The organism is Halorientalis sp. LT38 (assembly GCF_037031225.1).
Taxonomy (GTDB): domain Archaea; phylum Halobacteriota; class Halobacteria; order Halobacteriales; family Haloarculaceae; genus Halorientalis; species Halorientalis halophila.
On sequence record NZ_JAYEZN010000001.1, the window covers coordinates 1238829 to 1261977 of the forward strand.

The window sequence follows — 23149 nt, forward strand, 5'->3', positions numbered from 1 at the left end:
GAACGATTATGCGCGAGAAATAAAAACGAACCAACGTGACAGACGCAAACGACGAATACGAACCCCCGGAACTGGTTTCGTTCGGCTCTCTCGAGGAGATCACCGAGGGGAGCAAGGGGAAGGGTCGCGGACGCGGTCGCGGGCGTGGGCGCGGGGCGAGCAGGGGCGACGGCCTCGGTGGCGGACGGTAAGACCGTCCCACAGTCGATGGACGACGAGACGTATCGTGCGTTCGGCCTGACGCTGGAGTCTTCGATTCCACTCCCGGAACTGCCACGGACCGATATCCGGGCGGAGCCGACCGTACGGATCGAGCGGGATTCTCTCGCGTTCCCGGCGTCGGAGACGGCCTCGTATCGGGTCGCCGACGGTGGGGTCTACCTGAACTACGACGTGGGGACGTTCTTCGTCGACGAGACCACCGTCGTCGCCGATCCGATCCGGGAGCCGGACCAGCTCTTCCGTCAGTACCTGCTCGGGCGCGTGATCGGGATGGTCCTCGTCCTGCGCGGGTCCCTCTGTCTCCACGCGAGCGCCGTCGCCGTCGACGGTCGCGCCGTCCTCTTCGCGGGGCCGAGCGGGGCCGGCAAATCGACCACGGCGCTCGCGGTGGCGCTGTCCCGGGACGGCGGCTCGTTCGTCACCGACGACGTCGCGCCGATCGCCGCGGACGCCGACCCGACGTTGCAGCCCGGGCCGCCGCTCGTCAAGTTCAGTGCCGACAACCCGCTCTGCGCCGTCGCGGATATCGATCCCGTCCTCGACGACGGGAGCGGACCCGCTCTCGGGAAACGATGGTACCGGGTCGGCGGCGAAGTCGGGAGCGAGCCCCTGCCAGTCGACCGGATCTACCTGCTCGAACCAGGAGCGCCAGTCGGCGTCGAACCGGTCACCGGTCGGGAGGCGGCGATCGAACTGCGACGCCAGTCGTTCTTCGCGTCGGATTCGGCGTTCCTGCGCGAGGCGGACTTCGAGACGGCACAGTTCCTCCAGTGCGCCGACGTCGCGGACGCCTGTCGGATGCGGCGGCTCCAGAGCGGGCGGGACCTCGACGACCTGCCAGACGTCGTCTCGGCCGTCGAATCCGATCTCGAGAGCGACTGATTGCTGAAGGTTCGACGGCGTTCTCGGCCCCGCGTCTTCACGATGGTCGACGGGCTCGGCCCCGCAGTCCGGATTATAGACGCTGAGCTGACCAGTACCTCTTTTGTGAGATAGTGACAGTACGACGCATGGACGGCCGTGATGGCGACCGTGAACGGACGCTTCCAGCCGATGCGGTCGTCCAGGCGACCGACGCGTGTCTGCACACGACCGTCGACGGCGAGGAGGTACTCCTCCAGACCGAGACCGGCGAGTACTACGGGCTCAACGCCGTCGGCACCCGGATCTGGGAGGCCGTTCAGGAACCACGGCGCGTCGCGGACGTCGAGGAGACGATCCGGGCGGAGTTCGACGTCTCGGCCGCCGCGTGTCGCGAGGACGTCCAGGCGTTCCTGACGGACCTCCGGGAGGCACAGCTGCTCGAACTCGTCGAATCGGACGGGACGGAGACGTGACGGCGTCGGGTCACGCCAGACGAGCGCGACGGCTCGCGGTCCCCACGGGGCTCTTGCTGATCGTCGCCTCGGCCGGCCTGCGGTGGATTTCGGCAACGCGGGTCCGGACACACCTCCGACGAATGGCACGCGTCGTCGTCCTGGTGACATCCGGTTCCGTGGACGGACCGGTCGTCCGGGGTGCGGTCCGTCGGGCCGACGGCGCGATGCCGGGGCAGCGGAGTTGTCTCGCCAAATCTCTCGTCGCCGCGGCGCTCCTCGAGGCGGCCGGTCGGGACGCGACCGTCCGACTCGGCGTCGCCAGGCCGGACGAGGGATTTCAGGCCCACAGCTGGGTCGAGAGCGATGGATGGGTCGTCGTCGGCGACGACTACCGGCTCGAACAGTACGAGCCCCTGGGAACCCTGGCCGACGTCGACGCCGCGGACTACGAATTCGAGTAGGAGGGACCAGTCGTGGACACAGCAGAGTCACCGGATCCGATGTCAGTCGTTCGGGAGTGCTGTCGGCAGGCGCTCGGGACCAGCCGCGGGTCCCCGCCCGACCTCGACGATGAGTTCGCCCGGCGAACGCTTTCGGTCGCGCGCGCTCACGGCGTCGAGCCACTCGTGTCGTCGGTCCTGGCCGACTCCTCGGCGGGCGACGTCGCTGCCGTCGCGGACGAACGACGCCGGACGGCGCAGTCGAACCTCCAGGCCGTCGCCCAGGCGCGCACCGTCGTCGACGCGTTCGCGGACCGCGGCATCGAGGCGCTCGTCTACAAGGGGCCCGTGCTCGCCGCGAGAGCCTATGGAGAGGTTGGCCGGCGAGCGTTCGACGACATCGACCTCCTCGTCGCGCCCGAGGATTTCGACGCCGCCCAGGACGTGCTCGCGTCCCGGAGATACCGCGTTGCGGAGCGCCTCGACGGCCTCCGAGAGGTCGCGTTCGCGCCGCCGGAGGGATATCACGTCGACCTCCACGCCACGCCGATCCCGCGCTACTTCCCCGGCGACCTCCCGTTCGAGGATCTCTGGGCTCGTCACGTCGACGTGGACGTCGCCGGAACGACGCTCCCCGGCCTCGCGCCGGCCGACCTGTTCGTCGTGCTGGCGATCCACGGCACCAAACACTGCTGGTATCGACTCTCCTGGATCTGTGACGTCGCGGCGCTGGCCGAGGGCGTGTCGTGGGCAACGGTCGCAGATCGGGCACGGGCGAGCAGGAGCCGCAGGATGGTCGCATCGGCGGTCGCGCTCGCCGAGGCGTGTCTCGGCGCTTCAGGGCCGCCGGCGCGCACTTTCGACGTCGAGCAGCCGGTCGCGGACCGCCTCGCGGATGCCTCGCTGGATCGCGTGCTCGACCCGGACCCAGAGCCGCCCGAGTGGGGCGACCGGATCCGCTATCAGCTGCAGGCGCTGGATAGCGCCGGTGACAGCGCGCGCTTCCTCGGCTCGCTCGCGTTCGCGCCGACGGTCGCCGACCGGGAGTTCCTCGACCTGCCGACACCGCTGACGCCCCTGTACGCTGTCGTCCGGCCGGTTCGACTCGCGGTTCGGACGCTCCGTCGGGTCCTGTCGGGCAGTCCGTAGGGCAGGGCTATTCCATCGTGACGACCTCGCGCCGGAGCGTCGCGTCCGACGGCAGGTGCCTGAGCCGGACCGTGACGTTGGCCGGCCCGCGGAGCGAGAGCGTTCCGTCTGTCTTGGCGACGACCAGTTCACGCTCGCCGTCGAACTGGCTGACCGACGCGTTGGGGAGTGGCCGGTCGCCGGCGAACGCGCGGACGGTGACGCCGGACTGGGTATCGGTCCAGTTGCTCGACTCTTGCAGGACGATCCCGTTCCCGCGGCTCCCGAGGACGATCTGGAGTTCGGAGAGCGGGATCGAGTCGCCGTCGACGTGGCGGATCGTGACCATCGAGACGCGACCCGGCTCGTTCAGGTCGTAGGTGGCCGGCGCATCCTCGATGGTCACGTCGGTTTCGGGTTCGATGGGATTCTCCGCGAGCGCGACGTATCCGAGCGAGGCGGCGATTCCCCCCACGACCAGCAGCGCGATCAACGCGAGCGTGCGGTGTTCGGAGACGTCCATCGGTTCGGTGCGCTCCGCGGTTGCTCCCCGGAGCCGTTGCGAGTTCGATATGTCTGTACTCGATTAAATTGACCGATCCCGAGCTCGGCTCAGTATTGATTTTGGACTGGATTCGCGGTTGTGAGATCGGATTTGAGGGTTACACGCGCACGTCGCGATAGACGGATTCGGTCTCCCTGGCCGCTTTGGCCCAGGTGAACTGCTCGGCGCGTTCGTGGGCCTGCTGGGCCAGTTCACGACGTTCGGCGTCGGTTTCGAGCAGTCGTTCGATCGCCTCCACATGAGCGTCGATGGCGTGGGGATTCCGAAGTACCGCGTGTTCACCGGTAACCTCGGGGACAGAGTAGACGTCGGAGGTGACGACGGCCGTGTTGGCAGCCATCGCTTCGAGTACCGGGAGCCCGAACCCCTCGTGCCGGGTCGGGAAGTAGAACACGGCCGCGTCCTCGTAGAGCCGTATCAGTTCGTCTTCCGGGACGAATCCAGGGGTTTCGACGTTGGTCGCCGTTTCGGGGATGCGTTCGTCCCAGCCGCTTCCCGCGATCACCATCCGGTGGTCCAGTCGCTCCGCCACCTCGGCGACCGCCTCCGGGTTCTTCCGTGGTGCGGCCAGACTGACGTGGAGGACGAACGGGTCCCCGCTCGGTGTGTCGTCGTTGCGGTACGCGTCGTCGACGCCATGACGGACGACGTGGATCGGCGTCGAGTCGACGTGGCGTTCGAGTCGGCCGCGGACACTCTCGGAGATCGCTATCAGTGCGTCGGCTCGTTCGAAGAGCAGTCGCTGGAGGTGGTGGTTCAGCGGGTAGAGTCGCGGTCGAACGGTGAGATCGGGGTCGTCGCAGAAGTAGAGGTCGTCAGTGGAGATGACGAGCGATGTGTCCGATCGGATGATTCGGAGGAGTTTCGGAAACTGAAAGTTGCGAAGCGTATCCGCAGTGAGAAAGTTGACCTCGAAGAGGTGAACGACGTCGGCGTCGCGCCAATCGTCGACGGGGACGACGTTTCGCTCCGCGAGTGCCGGTTGTAGCTCCCCCATGTAGATGTGCTCGGACCCCTCGGTATCGGTGAGCGTGAAGAAGTGGACCTTCAGTGAGTCCGCCATCGACTGTTCGTTCATCTGACCGTTTCTAAGGCGTTGTGATTTGGGCGAGGAGTACGATCGAGATCACTTGTATCCGAGGTGCTCCAGTCGGTCCTGAATATCCTCGGGGACGTCCTCGTCATCGTCGGTCGATTCGCCGCTGAAATCACGTCGGTCGGCACGGATTCGTTCGACGCGATCGAGGAGTTCGTCTTCGCGTTCCGGTCGTTCGTCGCCACTTTCCGGGTCGATCACTCGGGTACCGTCACCGTCCACGATCAACATCGCGTCGTCGGTTCTGAGCATGTAGTGCTCCTGATCCCATTCGGCTGGGATGTTGGCGAGAACCCCCTTCGCGTCCGGCGAATACTGCCCGACGCCAGTACTCTCGGCATAGACCGCCCGATCGTCCGGAATCTCGTCCTCGAAGAGGTTGTATCCGCGAGCGTGTTCCGGTACGTCGATCCCCGCAATCTCCAGCAGGGTCCGATGAACGTCGAGGATGCTCGTGAGTTCGTCGGTCGTCCCTTCTGGGACTTCGCTCCCCAGTGCAACGGCGGGGACGTGAACCAGTTCTTCGTGGATACCGTACTCGTGTCCGCGGAGCCCGTCGTGTTCACCGAACAGTTCGCCGTGGTCCGAGATAATGAACAGACAGTCCCAGTCGACGCCGTCGATGAGTTTCGGAAGTTCGTCGTCCAGGTAGCGTGCAGCACCAGTGTAGTTCTCCCAGTGACGCCGGTGTTCTTCGTCGGTTACAGGCTCGTCTCGCAGCGAAAGATGGAACGGTTGTTCGTCGAGCGGTTCGACCGGGGAGTACTCCTCCGGCGGTTCGTACGGGAAGTGGACCGGCATCAGGTTCGCGAAGAAGAAGAGGTCTTCCGGCGGGTCAGTCAGGTGGTTTTCGGCTGCATCGTGTGCCCAGTCGATGCCTCCGGTATGATCCATTGCGGTGCCCGAGCGGAGAAATTCGAGACCAGTGCGGAGTGTTGGTACAGTAGGAGCGTCACTGCTGACGATCCGTCGCAGAGCACGGAGATAGCGGAAGGGACCGTCGCCGATCGTCGAGAACAGTTCGTCCCAGTCGAACTCGCCAGTCTCTTCGTCGGGGCGGCCTTCGAGGTTGGGTCCCCTATGCAAGGTCTCGAATCCACGGTCGAAGCCGAAGAACGAATCGATGTGAACGTTGTTGCTCAGGGCTACCGTCTCGTAGTCGTCTGCGTCGAATCGTTCAGCCAACGTCTCGGAGTTGCTCGTGTAGTGGCGATTTCCGGCGTGGCTGCCGACTTCCGTCGGATAGAGACCTGTAAATAGTGAGGCGTGAGCTGGGACAGTCCACCGTGAACTCGAATAGAAATTCGAGAACCTATGATCGGCGTACTCAGAGATCTGCGCCATCTCGTCGCGGAATGTACCGAGGCGTAGCGTATCGAGAACGACGAGTCCCACTCTCATTAACAGAGTAGTTGTAGCCGACCCAAGATATAATTTTAAATCCATAGTTCAGGTGCTGAATGTGTCCCAACACTGTCCTTTGAGAGATTGAGCTAAGATTGGCTAACCAAGTGTTCACAAACGAATTGCCTCAGCAATCACGATAGGTGTCTTTCCTCAATGTTGAAACGCGTCACTTATTCAGCAAATGTTTATTGATGAATATGACAACATATAGATTCGACGTGCGATAATTGTTTCACAGTTTACGCTTCTGTGCGACATCTAAAAGCTTCAAGTAGTGACTTGCCCGCCGTTTGAGTTGTGATTTACTATATGTTCCGTCCTCAATATCTAAAGTTTTTGGTGTATATCCCCACTTTTCTTCAAAATACTGCTGGTCAATTTTCGGATCATAATTATCATGGCGAGTACTTTCATTACCTTTGTACCCACCAGGTTCATGGATAAACTCCGCATCTAAGACGGTCAATATCGGCTCTTCTATCTCGCGTAGTTGCATGAAGAAGTCCCACCACTCGAAGTAAAACCGGTATTCTGGATCGAATCCCACTTGATCCAGAACCTGCGTCTCAAGCATGACTTGCGGGGTCGAGAACTCTACCTCAACCGTTTCGAAGTCTTGGACGTCACCGTAGGAGATCGGTTTTTTGATTACGTTCCTTTCTACGGGGTCGAAATGGAGACTATTTCCAACGCGACGGTAGAATTTATTGTAGTCGCTCCAAATTCCTGCAGCTACAGAGTATTCAGTATTCGTGAGTCTCGAGTGAAGGCGTTCCAAAGCCTGTGAATTCGCTGAAACGTCGGCATCAATAAATAGCGTTAGAGGGGTTTCTACGCTATCGGACAGGCGTTTACGTGCCTCTGAAGGACCGATTTTTTCCTCAACCTCAATAACAGAAACATCATGCTTCTCAAGAACCGGATTTGCTCCTGGAGTATTACTGTTATCAAGCACAATCACTTCATCAGGTTGTTGGTTTCCAGAAAACAAAGCTTGCAAGCAGTTATCAAGTTTTTCCCACCGACTTACGACAGTGGTACACGCAGTCACATCCATACTTGCCCTAAATTTAGATTTTAGCTGTCAAATATTAAGTCATTGGATATCGGGATAGGGTTTGAGAGGTCAGGTTTTGTCTCGGCAGAGAACGACTTGTCCGGTAAGCTAACTGAATTCTGAATCAGACTCGATTAATATGCTCTTTCGTCTCCTAAGTACCTATGATCTGGAATCAACGGTTGAAATGAAGCCATCGTCAAGCTGACTTCAAACCCGCATTCGTCGCCTGCGATTCCCGTCATGATGTTCCCTTGTCGGGCGACTCCGTTTTCTAAGCGCTCTGAACTTGGCACACTCCATCTCCAATATTGGCGAAGTTTATTTTCGGATGGTCTGAAAGACTGAACTCATACACACCCTTGTTTTTATGATAGGAATTTCCATAGAGCGTCGTGGGGACGTCAAATATCGAGGCAGTCAGGGCCACATGGAGGCGATCTGTGTAGATTTCGTTAGCATTCGCAATTCGAGAGACAAATTCCCGTATAGTCGATGCCTCGATGCTCACGTCTTCCTCCACCACGGGCCATTTTCCGGTTCCAAAATCAATTGTTTGCGATGTAAGCGCTGACTCTTTATCGGTCCGAAGAGCAACCAAAGTGTACTCAGATCCTGTATGACGGATATCGAAGTCTTCTGGGGTGAGGTGTAGTGCGGTGTCATTGGCCGTGCAAATTTCAAGATTGTCAACATCCTCTGCGATGTCGGCCATAATTTCGTTGCTATACATCTCCCTACAGAAGAACGTAACCTCACTTTCTATCGATTGGAATAGGCAGATGGGGTCCGTGTCCGCGAAGTTGCAGCTCGCGGGCCCGATCATGATTCGGCTATCGAAGTACTCGTCAGCGATTCTAAGAGCATCAGCCCCAATTCCCCAAATGTCGTTGAAATGCCCTCCACCATGAATATATACAATATCGGGGTTAGCGAAATAACGGTGGTAGAAGTAGAGAGCTCTGGTTAGTAGGTCGTGCGCAAACATGGACGGTTCCGCCATCGAGGCATCGAACGGTACTCCGCGCAGGTTCTCTCGGAGAAAGTTCATATCGATGGCTGATGTCCTAAGGTCACTGTAGTTTATACCGACTTCCTTAGCCAGTTTCTCGAAACCACGGTATATCAGGACGTCACCGTAGTTACCACCAGGAGGAATTAATAAAAAAGACTGATCGGCCCGTTCGCGAAGTTCTTCCTCTAAACGGGTCCCGCTTCGCATATTCGTTTATCTAATCAGTCAGGCTAAAAAACCTACCATCTATAATGTCTCATGTGACACCGACGGCCTCCGTAATAGTTCCAACCTATTACCGGAACGACGCCCTCGAAGATGCACTCGAGAGCGTCCACCAACAGACACTTCCTCAATCTGAGATCGAAATTATTGTCGTCGATGGATCAGAAGATGATCAAAACGGTCGATCCATAGCAGAGCAATACGGTGCGGACTATTATTGTCCAACAGATGATCCAGGTCTCGCAGGCTGTCGAGATATTGGAATCGAAGCCGCAATGGGGGATTATATTCGATTACTCGACGACGATGATATGTTGATAGAAGATGCGATTGAGTCTCAGATCGATCTCTCGAAGTCGAAAGACTGTGGCGTAGTCTACGGTGGAATCGAATGGGAGAATGGACATCAGGTTCTCCCGGATACTGCTATCAAGGGAGATGTTCTTCGATATGCACTTTCGTTCCAAATGGCACCCTGTATTCCCTCTACCCTTCTCGTCGAACGGTCGTGTTTCGAGGAAATGCCGCTGCTAGAGTCCCTTCCCAGCGACGATCATGGAATGATGATCGAACTGGCAAAAGTGGCCGATTTTGACTTCATTGCCGATGTTGTAATAAAACGCGGCGGGGGAGATGAAGGTCTTGGCTCAGCCTCAAGAACCGTGAAAAACCGATTATCGACCATCGAGTCTTACGAATCCTTGTACGAAGAGTATCCAGAGACGAAACGCAAAGCACTCGGCTATACTAATCTACTGGCTGCCCAATCGGAACTCAACGACGAAAAATGGTCGAAGTCTGCGATTTTCGATGCCTGGCGAGCGTTCTATTACTATCCAACTCTTGAAACAGGCGGGTTTGCTCTTGCTAGTATCGGTGGGCGACCGCTTCGGGATTTTGCTCGAAGAGTATACATGTCTTTCCAGTCTGACAACCACCGAGGGAAGATAGCATGAAGTATATTTTATCTGATTGATGTCGAACCGTGTGAGTCCCACACATAATATAGTTAATACCGACAATATATTGCTGCAGGAATGTCGAATTCCGATTAATGTCTGAGGCGTCCGAAGAAGAGCAATCAGTCACTGATTCTCTTTCCACAGTATTTTCGGGTGGCTTACTCGTCTCAGCGGGAAAAGTCGTCGCTCTAGGCCTTGGATTTCTCACACAGGTCGCGATGGCACGTCTGCTGGCTGAAGGGGCATATGGACAGGTCGTCCTTACACTTTCCGTGATCAGTGTCGCTGGATTAGTGGCTAAACTCGGATTGGATAGTGGAGTCACGAGAAAGTATCCGCACCACGAAGGTGAGCCAGCGGAAGCGCTCGGTGTCGTCCGTTCAAGTCTTTTTATCGCAGGGATCTCGGGAGTTGCAGTCGGTTGTCTCGTATTCGTGTTAGCACCATTTATTGCTCAAAGGATTTTCAATGAACCGTCGCTAACGGTCCTGTTCCGTATTGCAGCAGTAATAATCCCATTTAATGCACTCAGCTGGGTCGCCGTTTCGTTAGCCCAAGGTGCGAGGAATGCCCGACCACATACATACGTAAAACAGCTGTTCCAGCCAATTGTTCGGTTCCTCGCTATCTCTGGTCTCTTGATTGGGGGGTTTGGGGCTGCCGGCGCAATAGCGGGTCAGACCACTGCCTTGGTTCTGGCAGCCATACTGGCACTTCTTCTCCTACACCGTAGTCTTCCAACGTTCGACACTACGCCGGTCCCCATGCACAAATCACTGCTTACGTTTTCCATTCCACTTTTAGCAGTTCAGGGGATGGGCTTTCTGAACACGAACGTCGACATCTACATGGTAGGCTACTTTCTGGCGTCGTCCGATCTCGGGATCTACAACATCGCGCTGCAGATCGGAAATCTGGTGACTGCACTGCTATCTACGGCTGGGTTCCTGCTGCCGCCGATGTTGACTCGGTTGCAGAAGAACGGCCAGACGGCCGAAATGCGGCGAACCTATCAGGTGCTCACGAAGTGGATGGTCGTTCTCATTCTACCGGGTGCAGTCGTTCTGTTTTTCGCCCCCGAACTGGTCATCGGCCTGTTGTTCGGGGAGAGATACGTCCCCGGAGTGACGGCGCTCCGGATTCTCCTGATCGGAAAAGTAGTTGCTATCGTTATGGGTCTGAACACGCAGGCATTGATCGCACTGGGTGAGAACCGATTTGTCTCGTATCTGGTGTTCTTCCAGACTGTAGTCAACGTGATTGTCAACTACTCACTAATTCCGATCATCGGAATTGAGGGTGCGGCGATCGGAATGATGGTAAGTGCGATACTTGGCGACGTGGTGGGTGTTGGTATTCTATACAGAGAGTACGAAGTGCACCCGCTTACGAAAGCTATCCTCGGCCCAGTGGGAGCGGTCTGTGCTGTAGCAGTGCTCGGCTACGCTCTCGTACAGGCAGCTAACCTACCGACGTACTTCGTTGTCGTTATCGTCGGTATCGCTTACGTCCCGATCGTTGCAACACTCGCCCCAGAACCGGAAGACGAGCAGTTACTGACGCGGGTCGAGGACCGAACGGGCTACGAGCTCACGTTCGTCCGGCGGGCGTTTCGGTTGGTCGGGTAGAAGCGTTCGTCCGATTGAACGACGGTTTGTGGTAGATATGGTTGTACCCGCTGGTGTAGATTTGGTTGCCGTCGGTGAACTCACTCATATTCTTCCGATAGAAGTTGAACTTGTAGCCGATCGGGAACCCACCCAGATCCGTGTTCCGTGGCTGCAGTACCAGATAGCTGTTCGACGGAACGTCTGTTTGGTTCATCTGAATCGGTACGTACCCGAAGGTACCGTTCGGAGCGGCAGCCGTGATAGAACCACGATAGAAGTCGAGTTGGTTCTCGACGGTTATATCAGCGTAAGTCGCTTCACCTGGAGGAATTTTATTTCCAACCCAGGCGTGAGACTGAATGTTACATGGGACGCACTTGGTCGTCCGGAGGCGAAGCGGAGGGTTCTCGCTCTGTTCCAATCTGTGCTCACTGAGACTGTTACTCGGCGCCACGTCGTGGGTGACGGTCTCGGAGACGAATCCAATGTTGAGCAACAGGAAGACCGCCAACAGTACTGCCAGGGCGTGGATCGCCACGCTACCGGACGGCCACGGGACCCACCGCGATAACCGACCGATTCGCCGACCGAACCACCGCCCAGCCCCAGCCAGTTCCCGGACGCCGACGACGGCGAAGGGGACGGCGAAGACGAAGATGATCATCATCACTCTGGCGACGGCGAAGGCGTTCCCGGAGGGCAGCAGCGATCCGATGAACATACTGAAGAAACCGGTACCGACCGCGAGGAATCCGGGATCGACGCGCTGGTCCCGGAAGACGACGAGCCTGATCGCCGTGGCCGCGATGCCGATCGCCATCAGCAGGCCGAAAACGACGTAGAGGTACTTCGAGATCGTGATCGCCTGTGCCTGATAGGACTGCTGGAAGCTCGTCGCTGCACTGCCGGTTACCTGCGTGTACAGCACGCCGTACATGGCGTCGAGTACCTTCCGGGGGAGCGTGGCGAACTTGGCACCCTTCGCCGTGTACAGGTACCAGCTGATAGCCAGTGCGGCGTAGAATCCAATGAATGATGGCCGGAGGATCGACGGCGTCTCCAGATCGAGGTCGGCTTCGGACGTTCCGAACCACTCCGCCGGCGCTACTCGCCTGACTTGCTCGGAGATGGTGGTCGAAATGCCAAACCGGAACAGCAACTGTAGCGTCTTGAACGCGACGGCACCGACGACGAGCGCGAACATGACGACGTACGCCGTTCCGTAGTGTGAGACCGCGATACCGAATCCGAAAGCGAGCAGCGAAACGTGCTGCGTCCGTGGCGACAGTCGGTCGGTGCTAAACGCCAGCCCAAGTAACGCGAGGAAAATGACGGGCGTTGCAGCCCGGCCGGCAGTCGGATACAGGACGTAAAACGAGTACGACGAGACGAAGATGAAGACCGAGAGGAGAGCGGCTCTCGGAGAAAAGTACCGTCGGAACATCTCGTAGAGCGTGACGGGCAGAAACGACACGAGAAGCGGGTTCACGAGATTCCACTCGACTTCGATCGGCAGCCCAGTCACGACCGCATACGAGGGGAAGAGGACACCGTTAGCGAGCAACGAACCGACGCCCGCGCCGTAGTTAGGAATCCAGCGCCCCTGCTCCATCGTGATCTGTGGCAGCGGCTGCGTAAAGGTATAGAACTGAATGACACGGCCGTGGTACAGGAGGGCGAGCGAGACACACCAGATGACCAGCGGGAAGTACCAGCTCTCGTCGCTGAAGGCGACGATACACACCGGAAGGAGGGCGATCACGAGCACGAGAGCCAGCAGTATCGAGTTGGTGCCGGTCTGGTGGTAATAGACCGATCCCAGAACGCTCAGGAACGGCAGCAGCAACAGCCCGAGCGTGACCGGGCTCACAAATTGGTCTCGCTCCAGGACCAGTGTGATATCGCCGTCGGATACCGCTGCACCGAGAGCAGCGAATCCGATGTAGCTCAGGGACAGGACAGGGAGTTCGATGACGCGAGCAATTCCGACTTCAGGAAGGACGATGCTCGCCACAGCGCCGACGAGCATGATCGAGATTAGACTGAGGCCGAACGCAAAGCACGCTGTAGTCGCGACCGATTCATCGGGATATCCGAGAACGACCAGGACGATCAGTCCTGGAACGAACGTGAGAAACACGATACCGAGGAGTTCCCGAAGGAGCGGAACGCTCCAGACGTAGGTTTCGACGACGGAAATCCCGTTGATCAGACCGACGAATGCGACTGTCACCAACAGAAGATTCGTCCCGGTAAACCGGACTACCAGACTGTCCGCATCGAGTCGAACCGGGAGCGCGGACGCTATCGACGGCAGCCCATCGTCGAGCGCTGTGATCTCGCTCATACGGACTCGTACACCTCGGAGAGGGACGCCACACGGTGAGACCAGGAAAATTCGTCCGCCAGCCGCTCGGCTGTGGCTCGCATCTCGGATCGCTGCGTTTCGTCCGAAAGGACGTTCTGGACCGCCGTGACGAACGATCCGTCCGATTGAACGGTCTTCGCTGCCCCCTCGTCGTCGAGTTTCGCTGCCACGCTCGGTCCCGCCGACAGAACCATCGGCAGTCCGAGCGCTGCGTAGTAGTAGATCTTCACCGGAGAGGACGCCCGTTGTAACGACGACCGGTGCTGGGGGTTGATCGCGACGGCGGACCGGGAGAGGAGTCGAAACGCCTCGTCGTCGGGGAGATGGCCTTCGATTCGTAACGCGTCGAGCCCTCGCTCTTCTTTGCCGTCACGGAGTTCTTCTTCCTTGGCGCCGCTGCCGATGACGACCATCTCCTCCACCTCGGGGAGCGCGGCGATCTCGTAAATCGCCGTGGTATCCAGTTTGGGGTGAAGCGTGCCGAGAAACGTCACACGCCCGGAGACCGTTTCGTCGGCCCGGTAGGGGCGGACGGTATCGGCGAAGTACCCGTTCGGAATCACCCTGATCTTCTCGGCGGGCAGGTCCCACTCCTCACGGACGAGCCGCCTCATGTTCTCCGATACGACGACGATCGCACTGGCCGAGCGAACGGCTCTCCCCTCGATTCCCCGAATGACTCGCTGAACAGCCGACCCGAGCGGGAGATCACCATACAGTGGCGACGCGAAGGCGAGATCGTGCATGTCGAGAACGTACTCCCGTTCTCCGAAGAACTGACCGACACCACCGAGCGTCGAATGTTCGAATTGAACGGTCCCACCGGAGTCGTTCGCCTGGGACCTGGCCCTGCGAGCGATAGCAGCGGCACGGATCGGCTGGTCGACGACACCGGAGTTCGGCACCGAGACGAAGGAGGTGTCCAAGGCTTCCAATCGGTCCGGCAGCGTCCCGTCCGGCTCGGGTGCGACCAGCGTCACGTCGTGACCCTTCGCCGCCAGACCCGAAGCGAACGCAGATACCCGGTTCGTGCCACCGCTCTGGTGACTCAGATCACCACCGTGAGCGATCACGATGGAGTCACTCATACGCCTTCGCCCCTGCCAACGTCGTCGACAGCCGAGACGATAGCGTCCCGTTCTCGGCGGTTCAGCTGATGGCGAGCAAGGACGGGCGAGTCGCCACCCGGGGCAGACTCCGCGCTCCCGGAGACCGACTGCTGCAGAGACCCATCCGCCGTGTGGACTGCCACCGTCTGTCCGTCCCTGGTGTGGCTCACTTCGAACGCTGAAGCGAGGTCTGTTGGTGAGTCAGAACGGCTCGAAATCGATAGTAGCTCGCCAAGATTTGCCAGCGATATCGGATCGGAGACGGTCTCCTCACCGACACCGTCGACCACCAGCGGCACGTGAACGTTCTCCTCGTAGAGATACGGTTCGTGGCCGTACGTCCCGTGCTCGCCGAAGGCCTCACCGTGGTCGCCGTGGACGGCGATCACCGTATCGTCTCCGACGTCCCCGCGCAACCGTTCCAGAAAGGCATCTGAATACCGGATCGAGTCGTCGTACGCCGTCACCAGCCGCTCGTGAACCGGATCCTCGAACGGCGTCTCGTGGCTCTGGCGCCAGAACTCGAAGTTGGCGTGGAACTCCTTCCACTTCGCCTGGGTCCGGTACTCGTCGCCCGCGAGGTACGGATTATGGGCGTCCATGAGGAACACCCAGAGGAAGTACGGCTCGTCCGTCCCCTCGACCCACTCCAGCATCTCGTCGTAGTAGGACTCCCAGGGCTTGAACACCTCCTCGCGCTGCCAGAAGTTCATGAACACCCGCGCCATCGACGACAGTCCGCTCTCATCGAGGAACCCCTGGAACACCTTCTGGTACACCGAGCCGCGATTCGACTCGTCCATGAAGTCCTGGAAGTGGTCGAACCCCTGGTCGAACCCGAAATGCCGCGACGTGAACGGGTTCGGCGTGAACGCGGCCGTCTCGTAGCCGAGCCGTTGCATCCGCTCTGGAAGCGTCTCCCGGGCTTCCATGTGAGCCTTGATCCGTTCGCGCCGGGCGGTCAGTTCCGAGTCCGCGTCGACGTCCCGATCCACAGGCCACTGGCCCGTGAAGATCACCGGCATCGATTCGGGCGTCGCCGGCCCCGGTGCTATCGCGTTCTCGAACACCAGCCCGTCCTCGGCCATCCGATCGAGCGTCGGCGTCGTATCCTCCCCGTAGCCGTGGAACCCGCAGTGGTCAGCCCGCAGACTGTCGACCGTCACCAGCACGATGTTCTCGCGGTCGTCGCTCACAGATCCCCACCTCCGAGAACCTCGCCGATGCCATTGCGGATCGCACGTCGCTCTTGCTCGCTGGCGACGTGATGCTCGACAGCTAGACCGAAGGCCTCGGTCCCTTCCGCCCCGTCGTCGGCCAGGTCCGAACGTTCCTCGGGATCGGCCGCGAGATCGTACAGTTCCTCCCGGCCGGGTTCGGTGATGTACTTCCCCGACTGCGTCCGGATCGCGACGCGCCGGTCGCCCTCGGCGAACACCTTGGAGGTGACCCAGGGTCGCTCAGACTCCTCGAACAACGACGGCGCCGTGAACGAGTGAGACGCGTCGCCCAGCTCGGCGATCGTCGGCGCCAATTGACGCAACGCGACCGGTCGTTCGACGCGGTCCGACCGATCCACGTTCCCGATCACGAGCGGGACGTGCACCAGATCCTCGTACAGATCCGGCTGGTGGCCGTAGCGATCGTGGGTCCCGAACTCCTCGCCGTGGTCGGCGTGGACGAGGAAGGCCGGATCGTCGGCCGCGAAGTCCTCCTGGATCCGTTCGAGGAACGCGTCGCCGTACCGGATCGAGTCGTCGTAGAGGTCGATCAGCCGCTGGCGGATCTCGGGGTCAAAGTCCGGGGACCAGCCACCGGTAAACATCTCGTAGTACTGGCGGAAGGCGCGGTACTTGTCCGACCGCGAACTCCACTGCTGGTACTCCGCGGGCGGCATCCACGGGTGGTGGGGCTCCAGCAGGAGCACCCACAGGAAGTACGGCTCCTCGGCGCGCTCGCGCCACGCCTGGATCTCCTCGTAGAAGTCCTCCCACGGCCGCAGGATCTCGTCTCTCGTCGCGACGTTCTTGAACAGCCGCACGTACGTCGAGAGCCCGCCGCCCTCGATGGAACTCTCGAAGATCCGGTTCATCGCCCGCTCGAAGACTCCCTCGTCCTCGGCCAGGAAGTCCTCGAACCAGTCGAACCCGTCGTCGAATCCGAAATAGGACGACGCTGGCGGATTCGGGGAGAGCGCGCCGGTCGTGTAGCCGGCGTCGGAGAGGACCTCGGCGATCGTCGGTCGCGAGGTCACCTGCTCGCGCTGCTCCGTATTGAAGCCGATCTCCGGACTGGCCAGGGAGTGTTCGCCGGTCATCACGCTGGTCATCGACGCGATGGTCGGGACCCCCGAGGCGACAGCGTTCTCGAACACCACGCCGTCCTCGGCCATCCGGTCCAGCGTCGGCGTCGTGTCGCGTTCGTACCCCCAGTGGCCGCAGTGATCGGCCCGCAAACTGTCGTACGTGATCAAAACGATGTTTCGTTGGTCCTCGCTCATCGTGCAACCTCCTCGTAGATCGTACAGAACTGCCGGGCGACGCCCCGCCAGGAGTATTCGGCGGCACGCTCGCGCGCCCGGTCGGCCATCCGCGATCGCTCGTCACCCTCGACCGAGAGTACCCGGTCGATCCCCGCGGCCAGGCCGTCGGGATCGTTCGGCGAAACGAGAGAACCCTGCTCGCCCTCGTCGACCAGTCGCGGAATCCCGCCGACATCGGTCGCAACGGTGGGCGTCCCCGCGGCCAGCGCCTCCGTGACGGTCATCCCGAAGCCTTCCTCGCGGGAGGGCAGGGCGAAGACGTCGGCCAGCGCGTACAGCGCCGGCAGGTCCTCGCCGGGGACGAACCCGGCGAACCGCACGACGTCGGCGACGCCAGCCTCGGCGGCCAGCTCCCGGACCTCCGCGGTGTACTCGCCGTCGAGGTCGTCTTCCCCGGCGACGACGACCTGCAGGTCCTCGTACCCGTGCTCGGCGACCAGCCGTTCCGTCGCTCGCACCAGGTCGTCGACCCCCTTCCGGGGCATCACGGTACCGACGAACAGGACGACCGGACTGTCGTCGAGGTCGTAGGCCCTCCGAACCTCGCGCTGCCGTTCGGCCGGGACGTCCCCGAACCGGTCGACGTCGACGCCGTTGGGGACGACCGTCAACCGATCTCGCGGGACGCCCCGATCGGCGAACACGTCCGCGACGTCCGGGTTCAGCACCGTCGTGTGCGCGACCCGATTCGCCAGGAAGGTGTCCGGCGAGGCGAGCGACAGCACGTCCGGTGCGTCGAGTCCGCCTGTCTCGTCGTCGCCGCTCGCTGCGTCCTCGCCCACTTCGACGGTCCCCCCGTCGGCGGCCGCCGCCCCCTGCTGATCGTCGGTGAGCGCGTCGAGTCGCAACTCGCCGAGGTGGGCGGTGTACACCAGCCGATCGCGCAGCCACGGCGCGACCGTCGCCAGCACCGAGGCGGCGAAGGGCAGGTGCACGTGGATCACGTCCGGGTCGAGATCTCGCAGGCGGAAGAACGCCGCTCGCGCGAAGTTCGTCCGGTCGCCGACGAGCCGCGCGAGCCCCACCGGCGATTCCACGAGTTCGTAGGGCACTCGCTCCCAGGGCTCGTCCGCGCCGGTACTGAGGTCGAACCGCTCGAAGCGCACGCCCTCGTGGCTCGCCCGGGCCGGGAGCCCGTCCCACTGGCGCTCCAGCACCGTCACGTCGTGGCCGGCCGCAGCCGTCTCGCGGGCGACGTTCCAGAGGACGTTCGGAACTGACCCGCGCCCGTCGTGAACACGCTCGTGTCCGTCGTAGACGTGAACGATCTCCATCAGAGCGTCACCTCCCGATCCACAGTCTGATCGGCGACGGCGGCGTACGTCGCCTCCGTCTGCGCCGCGATCCGGTCCCAGTCGTACCGCGACGCGCGTTCGACGCAGGCGTCGCCGTCCACCGACCGGGCCCGTTCGATACCCTGTGCCAGTGCGGCGGGCGTCTCGGCGGTCACGGCGCCGGTCTCGTCGTCGACGAGTTCCGTCGCCGCGTTCTGCGGGTGGTCGATCGTGACCACCGGCGTCCCGCAGGCAAGCGCCTCCAGTGCCGTGATGCCGAACCCTTCGCGCCGGGAGGGCAGGACGAACACCTCCGCGGCCTGCATCAGCGCGAGGACGTCCTCGTAGTCCTCGCGGAAGTCGAGCGTCGACACGTTTCCTTCGAGGGCACGGCGCTCGATCTCCTCGTCCACGGCTTCGCGTCGCGGGCCGTCGCCGACCAGCGTACACGACACGTCCGGCCAGCGGTCCCGGAGGTCGTCGATCGCCTCGACGAGCAGTTCCGGGTTCTTCTCCGGAATGAACCGTCCGGCGAACAGCACGTCCACGTCGCGGTCGGCCGGCGCCACCGACGCGATCTGTGCCTGATCGATGCCGTTCGGGACGTGGTACGTGTCGGCCACGCCGAGGCCGGCCAGATCCGCCTTCGTCCGGTCGGACACGGCCAGATGGGCGTCCGGGAGCGTCGCGACGGCGCGTTCGACGGCCTTCCCGAACAGCCCCTTGCGCCCGAGGTACTCGTACCAGTAGTCGCCCCAGACCTCGTGCCAGGTGAGACAGAGCGCCGCCTCCCCCAGCACGGAGGAGAGTTTGCTCGCAAAGGCCGGGAAATACGGGAACTCCTGGCAGTCGATGACGTCGAACTCCGCGCCCGCCAGGGGACCGGCCAGTGCGGCGGTGAAGGAGAGCGCCTCGCCGATCGATCGCCGGTCGTCCATGTACAGGTCCGGCGGCTCTGCGACGCCGTGGAGCGTCACGCCCTCGCGCTCCGTCGTCGCCGGCCCGTCCCAGTACTTGAGGCCGTACCAGTGGACGTCGTGGTCGTCGGCCAGGCGTCTCGCGATCTCCCACACCCGTTTCTGGACGCCACCCGTCTCCCACGGGTAGATCGCGTCGTACACGTAACAGATTCTCATGTCCCCACCAGCGTGCCCACCTTTCGTTCGCCTCTAGATAGCTTACGATAACGTCATATCTGTTTTGGAACTGTCTCGAATTGCGCGACCGGCCGATCAATCCGATAGCGGCCGGTTTCGGAGTCCCAGATACACCGCGAGGAAGGCGAGCGCGCTCGCGACGCCGCCGCCCTTGACGAACCCGTAGGTGTTGTGTCCCGGTCGGGGCGTCGCCGTCCGGAGCGACACCGGCGACCCCTCAAAGCGCAACCCCAGCAGGCCCTCGCCGAACACCGTCCGGACCGGATACTGGAGCCCGATCCCGGACTCGACGAACGGATACAGGAGCGGCACGGGCCCGCCGTCCACCAGGTCCAGCAGCAGGTGACTCCAGATCAGGCAAACGATCAGGAGCGAGTACTCCATCTCCCCGCGAAACTGTCGCTCGGCGCCGCCGACGACGAGCGAGATCCCGGCGAGCGACACGGCCGAGTGCAGGAGGCCGGGCATCCCGAGGAACTTGTCGAAGTCGGACAGCAATCCGAAGCCGCCCAGAAGGAGGTACGGCGGCGACGGGAACAGGTCACGTCGGATGACGTAGGCCACCGTCAGCGGCAGCGTCAGGTGCGTCAGGAAGTCCACTGTGCCCTCTCCGTTCGGACTACTTGTCGAGATAGCCCAGCGACTTCAGGCGGTCCTTGACCTCGTCCTCGTCGACCTCCTCGAAGTCCTCGTCCTCGGTCTCCTGTTCGACCCGGTAGAGGACCTCTTCCATCACGAAGGTGACGTACTCGCCAGTGGAGTCGAACTCCGTCCGCGGGAGGCGCTGCTCGACGCGTTCGACGATCCGTTCCGGGAGTTCCACGTCCCGCACCTGCTGTTGACTCATGACGGTCTCTATCCGAGATATGATATGCTACTCACATAATCGTTACCTTCTCGACCGATTTCTGACCGGTCCAGCCGCCGCCAGCGAATCGACCAATTCATCCTCGAAGGCTAAGGTTCAATCTAGACGGTCGAGTGAGCCGTAGAGTTCCGCGTTCTGAATGTGGGTGCAGAATTGCGCGCAGAGCCGACAACAGTCGGACGCATCGGTGAACGTCCGGATACTCGTATCCCAGCGAGTGGAAACCGATCCAAGCATGGCACTCCGTACCGATGGTTCGGTCACCACCATCATGCGTTTGGACTGCTCAGGAGGGGTGGCAGCTGCTGCTGGACCAGCCATTCCATCGGTCGAAAGGAGCTCTTCGAGGACACTCCCGATTTCGATACCGACCCCGAGATTGTCGCCAACCTGTGGGGCGATGAAAATCGTCGCGTTGCTCGCCCGCGCGAAGGCGATACTCTGTGTTGCGGCGTCCATCTCTTCCAGCGGAATGCCGACGTCGATCGCGAGAAACGCGTTGAAGCCTCGATCCCGAAGACAGTCACGTGTTTCTTGAAGCAGCCGCAAGACGTCGTCTTCCGCGTACTCGCCGCTGGATTCGTTCCACGTCGCGAACGACGGCGCATCCGTTTCGGTATCGGCGTCATCGGGAAGCAGGGCATCGACATCGAACGTGCGATACGGACCCATCAGATACACGAGAAACCGTTCGCGTCGAACGGGTGAGAGCGCGTCCGAATCGCCAGTGGCCTCCGGAATATTGTCGATGATTCGATCGCGCATTCGAGTGTTCGGTCGAGAGGGCCACATATAAAGACAGGTGTTCTAAGGAATATTCTACGAGAGAATACCTAAGTACGTGGCGCGCACACTGTCACGTAGAGCCACCCGATGGTCGAAACCGATCGCCGACCCACAGACGAGGTTCGCCAGCCCGAGCCCCCGCTCCCCGAAGAGAGTGGTCTTACGCTCGAGGAGTACCTCGCGATGCAACAGGCGATCGGGCACCCGACGCGCTTTCACATCCTCCGTACGCTCGAGGTCAACGACGAGTTGAGCGCTGCAGAACTCAAATCCGCAGTCGATGTGGAACCACACAATTTCCACTATCACCTCGACGAACTGGTCGACGTCGGACTCGTCGACAAGCGCCAGCGACAGACTGCCGACAGTCACGGTTTCTATACGTACTACCGACCGACTGGAATGGGGCGTGGGATCCTCGAATATGGAGTCGCGGAGTTGATGCGCCGCGAACGCGAGTTCAACGACGCGTACTCCTGACCGAGCGCCATTCAGTTCGAGTGGGTGATCCCACCCCTCCGGGTCGATCGGGTATTCCTCGCCGAAACCATGCCAAGGATATTACGGATCGTTTCCCTATCGACCGCAATGACAGATTCGACCGGGCTCGCCGTCGGCGACACGGTACCGGACTTCACCGCGCAACTGGTCGACCCGGACGGGACCGAGCGGACGGTCGCGCTCTCGGAACTCCTCGAAGACAAACCGGTCTTGCTCAACTTCTACACGGCCGACTTCAGCCCGGACTGCGTCGACGAGTGGTGTTCGTTCCGCGACTTCGACTGGTTCGCCTCGGGCGAGCAGGTGCAGGTCGTCGGCGCCAGCAAGTCCGGGCCCGCCCTCCACAAACGATTCATCGACTACCTGGATCTGGGCTTTCCCCTCTACGCCGATCCGGACCTGGAGATCGCCGAGGCGCTGGGCGTCCGGTATCGCGCGTTCAAGATCACCAGCCGTGCGCGCCGCTCGTGTTTCCTGATCGATCAGGACCAGCGCGTCCGGTACAAGTGGCTCTCCGAGCACTGGCTCGATCCCACCCGGGACACGCCGCCGGTCCGTGAGATGCACGAGGCGATCGTCGAAGAACTCGGCGGCGAACCCGAGAGCTTCGGGATGGCCTAGGTCGGGTCTACCCCCTCGCGATTCCAGGCGGTCGCCTCGTACTTCTCCGCCGCGCGCTCGCGTGCCCGTTCGAGTTCCTCGTCCGTCCAGCCGCCCGCCTCGGCGTCGGCCCACTCGGCGAGCGCGTCCTCGAGAGCGGTCACGGCTTCGGCGCGCGAACAATCGCACGCTTCGTCGATGGCACCGACTCGCGCCGCGAACGCCTCGGGAGTCACGTCGAGGCCGGCGAAGACGGCGAGGTGACGGTCGGGTCGTGCGGCGTAGGTCAGCGAGCCGTGCTGGACGATACTGTCCTTGCGGCGGTACTGGGCGTTCCCGCTGAGTTTCCGCCCGTCGGTCGCCGACACGACGTCGTGGGCCGGATGGAGCGCCCGGAGGTAGCAGGCGGGCTGGTAGACGGCGGGCTGCTTCTCGTCGGCGAACTGTGCCGGGACGCCCAGGCGCTCGAAGGCGTCCAGCACGGGCTCACAGCACAGTTCGTAGGATTTCAGCAGATCACCGGGTAACTCGTCGGCCGGCGCGATGATGGAGTAGGAGACGTCGCCGACGGAATCGTGGTAGATGCCGCCCCCGCCCGTCGGGCGGCGGGTGACGGTGACCCCTTCGCGGTCGCAGTACTCCCAGTCCACGGTATCGGGATCCTGGCTGTATCCCAGCGAGAGGGTGCTCGGCTCCCAGCGGTAGACTCTGAGCGTCCGGGGTCCGCCCGCGGCGGCGGTCTCGGCGGCGATCTCGTCGAGGGCCATGTTCATCGGACCATCCCAGGGCTCCTCGCGGATCAGCCGCCACTCCCGGTCGGCGAGGTCGGTCATATCACCGCATGGTGCCGGGCGGTCAAATCGGTTCTCCTGTCGACCGGGGCAGCCTTTCCTACACG

At 61.3% G+C, this 23149-nt stretch carries 24 protein-coding genes; 9 read left to right on the forward strand and 15 right to left on the reverse strand.

Translation table 11 applies throughout. The features are described 5' to 3' along the window. Positions 1-35: 35 nt before the first annotated feature. The 5 genes from U5918_RS06380 to U5918_RS06400 all read left to right on the forward strand — a co-directional run bounded on the left by U5918_RS06380 (position 36) and on the right by U5918_RS06400 (position 3130). Positions 36-191 (forward strand): lasso RiPP family leader peptide-containing protein, encoded by a 156-nt coding sequence (locus U5918_RS06380; RefSeq protein WP_336000311.1) that lies wholly within the window; start codon positions 36-38, stop codon positions 189-191. After that, the gene (locus U5918_RS06385) at positions 178-1104 is read left to right on the forward strand and encodes an HPr kinase/phosphorylase (protein WP_336000312.1); all 927 of its coding nucleotides are present in this window, start codon (positions 178-180) and stop codon (positions 1102-1104) included. Before U5918_RS06380 ends, U5918_RS06385 begins: the two co-directional genes overlap by 14 nt. Positions 1105-1232: 128 nt before the next feature. Further along, a complete protein-coding gene (locus tag U5918_RS06390; RefSeq protein WP_336000313.1) occupies positions 1233-1559 on the forward strand; it encodes a PqqD family peptide modification chaperone in 327 nt (108 codons plus the stop codon). Then, positions 1556-2002, forward strand: coding sequence for a lasso peptide biosynthesis B2 protein (locus tag U5918_RS06395; protein ID WP_336000314.1), 447 nt, complete (start codon positions 1556-1558; stop codon positions 2000-2002). Before U5918_RS06390 ends, U5918_RS06395 begins: the two co-directional genes overlap by 4 nt. Before the next feature lie 39 nt (positions 2003-2041). Then, positions 2042-3130, forward strand: coding sequence for a nucleotidyltransferase domain-containing protein (locus U5918_RS06400; RefSeq protein ID WP_336000316.1), 1089 nt, complete (start codon positions 2042-2044; stop codon positions 3128-3130). Positions 3131-3137: 7 nt separating this feature from the next. Here the strand turns inward: U5918_RS06400 and U5918_RS06405 are convergent, their stop codons facing one another. The 5 genes from U5918_RS06405 to U5918_RS06425 form a co-directional block, all read right to left on the reverse strand. Further along, complete coding sequence (locus U5918_RS06405; protein ID WP_336000318.1) at positions 3138-3632, reverse strand: hypothetical protein; 495 nt, start codon at positions 3630-3632, stop codon at positions 3138-3140. A gap of 139 nt (positions 3633-3771) precedes the next feature. Then, positions 3772-4737 carry a glycosyltransferase family 4 protein gene (locus tag U5918_RS06410; protein ID WP_336000320.1) on the reverse strand — a complete coding sequence of 322 codons (966 nt, stop codon included), beginning with the start codon at positions 4735-4737 and terminating at the stop codon, positions 3772-3774. A 63-nt stretch (positions 4738-4800) separates the two neighbouring features. Beyond that, a complete protein-coding gene (locus tag U5918_RS18570) occupies positions 4801-6216 on the reverse strand; it encodes a sulfatase-like hydrolase/transferase (RefSeq protein WP_418771178.1) in 1416 nt (471 codons plus the stop codon). Between the two features lie 193 nt (positions 6217-6409). Continuing rightward, the gene (locus U5918_RS06420; protein WP_336000322.1) at positions 6410-7234 is read right to left on the reverse strand and encodes a glycosyltransferase family 2 protein; all 825 of its coding nucleotides are present in this window, start codon (positions 7232-7234) and stop codon (positions 6410-6412) included. A gap of 274 nt (positions 7235-7508) precedes the next feature. Beyond that, positions 7509-8456, reverse strand: a complete 948-nt coding sequence (locus U5918_RS06425; RefSeq protein WP_336000323.1) for a polysaccharide pyruvyl transferase family protein — start codon at positions 8454-8456, stop codon at positions 7509-7511. 53 nt (positions 8457-8509) lie between these two features. Here U5918_RS06425 and U5918_RS06430 point away from each other — a divergent pair, with 53 nt between their 5' ends. Further along, complete coding sequence (locus U5918_RS06430; RefSeq protein ID WP_336000325.1) at positions 8510-9430, forward strand: glycosyltransferase family 2 protein; 921 nt, start codon at positions 8510-8512, stop codon at positions 9428-9430. Positions 9431-9528: 98 nt separating this feature from the next. Then, positions 9529-11064 carry a flippase gene (locus U5918_RS06435; RefSeq protein ID WP_336000327.1) on the forward strand — a complete coding sequence of 512 codons (1536 nt, stop codon included), beginning with the start codon at positions 9529-9531 and terminating at the stop codon, positions 11062-11064. Here the strand turns inward: U5918_RS06435 and U5918_RS06440 are convergent. The 9 genes from U5918_RS06440 to U5918_RS06480 form a co-directional block, all read right to left on the reverse strand. Continuing rightward, a complete protein-coding gene (locus tag U5918_RS06440) occupies positions 11027-13393 on the reverse strand; it encodes a DUF2206 domain-containing protein (protein ID WP_336000329.1) in 2367 nt (788 codons plus the stop codon). The genes U5918_RS06435 and U5918_RS06440 overlap by 38 nt on opposite strands. Then, positions 13390-14502 carry a glycosyltransferase family 4 protein gene (locus U5918_RS06445; protein ID WP_336000330.1) on the reverse strand — a complete coding sequence of 371 codons (1113 nt, stop codon included), beginning with the start codon at positions 14500-14502 and terminating at the stop codon, positions 13390-13392. Before U5918_RS06445 ends, U5918_RS06440 begins: the two co-directional genes overlap by 4 nt. Continuing rightward, on the reverse strand, positions 14499-15719 hold the full coding sequence (locus U5918_RS06450; protein ID WP_336000331.1) for a sulfatase: 1221 nt from the start codon (positions 15717-15719) through the stop codon (positions 14499-14501). The genes U5918_RS06445 and U5918_RS06450 overlap by 4 nt, the downstream gene beginning before the upstream one ends. Beyond that, complete coding sequence (locus U5918_RS06455; RefSeq protein ID WP_336000333.1) at positions 15716-17023, reverse strand: sulfatase; 1308 nt, start codon at positions 17021-17023, stop codon at positions 15716-15718. Before U5918_RS06455 ends, U5918_RS06450 begins: the two co-directional genes overlap by 4 nt. Beyond that, on the reverse strand, positions 17020-18339 hold the full coding sequence (locus tag U5918_RS06460; RefSeq protein ID WP_336000334.1) for a glycosyltransferase family 4 protein: 1320 nt from the start codon (positions 18337-18339) through the stop codon (positions 17020-17022). Before U5918_RS06460 ends, U5918_RS06455 begins: the two co-directional genes overlap by 4 nt. Further along, positions 18339-19475: a glycosyltransferase family 4 protein gene (locus tag U5918_RS06465; RefSeq protein WP_336000335.1), complete on the reverse strand. Its 1137-nt coding sequence runs from the start codon at positions 19473-19475 to the stop codon at positions 18339-18341. The genes U5918_RS06460 and U5918_RS06465 overlap by 1 nt, the downstream gene beginning before the upstream one ends. Positions 19476-19571: 96 nt before the next feature. After that, entirely contained in the window at positions 19572-20096 is a 525-nt protein-coding gene (locus tag U5918_RS06470; protein ID WP_336000337.1) for a metal-dependent hydrolase, read from the reverse strand. Between the two features lie 19 nt (positions 20097-20115). After that, a complete protein-coding gene (locus U5918_RS06475; protein WP_336000339.1) occupies positions 20116-20343 on the reverse strand; it encodes a hypothetical protein in 228 nt (75 codons plus the stop codon). A 117-nt stretch (positions 20344-20460) separates the two neighbouring features. Then, on the reverse strand, positions 20461-21129 hold the full coding sequence (locus tag U5918_RS06480; protein WP_336000340.1) for a DUF7509 family protein: 669 nt from the start codon (positions 21127-21129) through the stop codon (positions 20461-20463). Positions 21130-21237: 108 nt separating this feature from the next. On the opposite strand from U5918_RS06480, the gene U5918_RS06485 reads away from it, so the two are divergent. Both U5918_RS06485 and U5918_RS06490 read left to right on the forward strand, forming a co-directional pair. Continuing rightward, on the forward strand, positions 21238-21630 hold the full coding sequence (locus U5918_RS06485) for a winged helix-turn-helix domain-containing protein (RefSeq protein WP_336000341.1): 393 nt from the start codon (positions 21238-21240) through the stop codon (positions 21628-21630). Positions 21631-21738: 108 nt separating this feature from the next. Then, entirely contained in the window at positions 21739-22272 is a 534-nt protein-coding gene (locus U5918_RS06490; protein ID WP_336000342.1) for a redoxin domain-containing protein, read from the forward strand. Here the strand turns inward: U5918_RS06490 and U5918_RS06495 are convergent. Further along, positions 22269-23084: a lipoate--protein ligase family protein gene (locus U5918_RS06495; RefSeq protein WP_336000343.1), complete on the reverse strand. Its 816-nt coding sequence runs from the start codon at positions 23082-23084 to the stop codon at positions 22269-22271. The two genes, U5918_RS06490 and U5918_RS06495, sit on opposite strands and share 4 nt — an antisense overlap. Positions 23085-23149 lie beyond the last annotated feature (65 nt).

Bases quoted from the DNA above. Each gene is read 5' to 3' on its own strand.
- U5918_RS06390 (WP_336000313.1), top strand. From the start codon at position 1,233: ATGGACGGCCGTGATGGCGACCGTGAACGGACGCTTCCAGCCGATGCG.
- U5918_RS06400 (WP_336000316.1), top strand. From the start codon at position 2,042: ATGTCAGTCGTTCGGGAGTGCTGTCGGCAGGCGCTCGGGACCAGCCGC.
- U5918_RS06405 (WP_336000318.1), bottom strand. From the start codon at position 3,632: ATGGACGTCTCCGAACACCGCACGCTCGCGTTGATCGCGCTGCTGGTC.
- U5918_RS06410 (WP_336000320.1), bottom strand. From the start codon at position 4,737: ATGGCGGACTCACTGAAGGTCCACTTCTTCACGCTCACCGATACCGAG.
- U5918_RS18570 (WP_418771178.1), bottom strand. From the start codon at position 6,216: ATGGATTTAAAATTATATCTTGGGTCGGCTACAACTACTCTGTTAATG.
- U5918_RS06420 (WP_336000322.1), bottom strand. From the start codon at position 7,234: ATGGATGTGACTGCGTGTACCACTGTCGTAAGTCGGTGGGAAAAACTT.
- U5918_RS06425 (WP_336000323.1), bottom strand. From the start codon at position 8,456: ATGCGAAGCGGGACCCGTTTAGAGGAAGAACTTCGCGAACGGGCCGAT.
- U5918_RS06435 (WP_336000327.1), top strand. From the start codon at position 9,529: ATGTCTGAGGCGTCCGAAGAAGAGCAATCAGTCACTGATTCTCTTTCC.
- U5918_RS06440 (WP_336000329.1), bottom strand. From the start codon at position 13,393: ATGAGCGAGATCACAGCGCTCGACGATGGGCTGCCGTCGATAGCGTCC.
- U5918_RS06445 (WP_336000330.1), bottom strand. From the start codon at position 14,502: ATGAGTGACTCCATCGTGATCGCTCACGGTGGTGATCTGAGTCACCAG.
- U5918_RS06455 (WP_336000333.1), bottom strand. From the start codon at position 17,023: ATGAGCGAGGACCAACGAAACATCGTTTTGATCACGTACGACAGTTTG.
- U5918_RS06460 (WP_336000334.1), bottom strand. From the start codon at position 18,339: ATGGAGATCGTTCACGTCTACGACGGACACGAGCGTGTTCACGACGGG.
- U5918_RS06465 (WP_336000335.1), bottom strand. From the start codon at position 19,475: ATGAGAATCTGTTACGTGTACGACGCGATCTACCCGTGGGAGACGGGT.
- U5918_RS06475 (WP_336000339.1), bottom strand. From the start codon at position 20,343: ATGAGTCAACAGCAGGTGCGGGACGTGGAACTCCCGGAACGGATCGTC.
- U5918_RS06480 (WP_336000340.1), bottom strand. From the start codon at position 21,129: ATGCGCGATCGAATCATCGACAATATTCCGGAGGCCACTGGCGATTCG.
- U5918_RS06485 (WP_336000341.1), top strand. From the start codon at position 21,238: ATGGTCGAAACCGATCGCCGACCCACAGACGAGGTTCGCCAGCCCGAG.
- U5918_RS06490 (WP_336000342.1), top strand. From the start codon at position 21,739: ATGACAGATTCGACCGGGCTCGCCGTCGGCGACACGGTACCGGACTTC.
- U5918_RS06495 (WP_336000343.1), bottom strand. From the start codon at position 23,084: ATGACCGACCTCGCCGACCGGGAGTGGCGGCTGATCCGCGAGGAGCCC.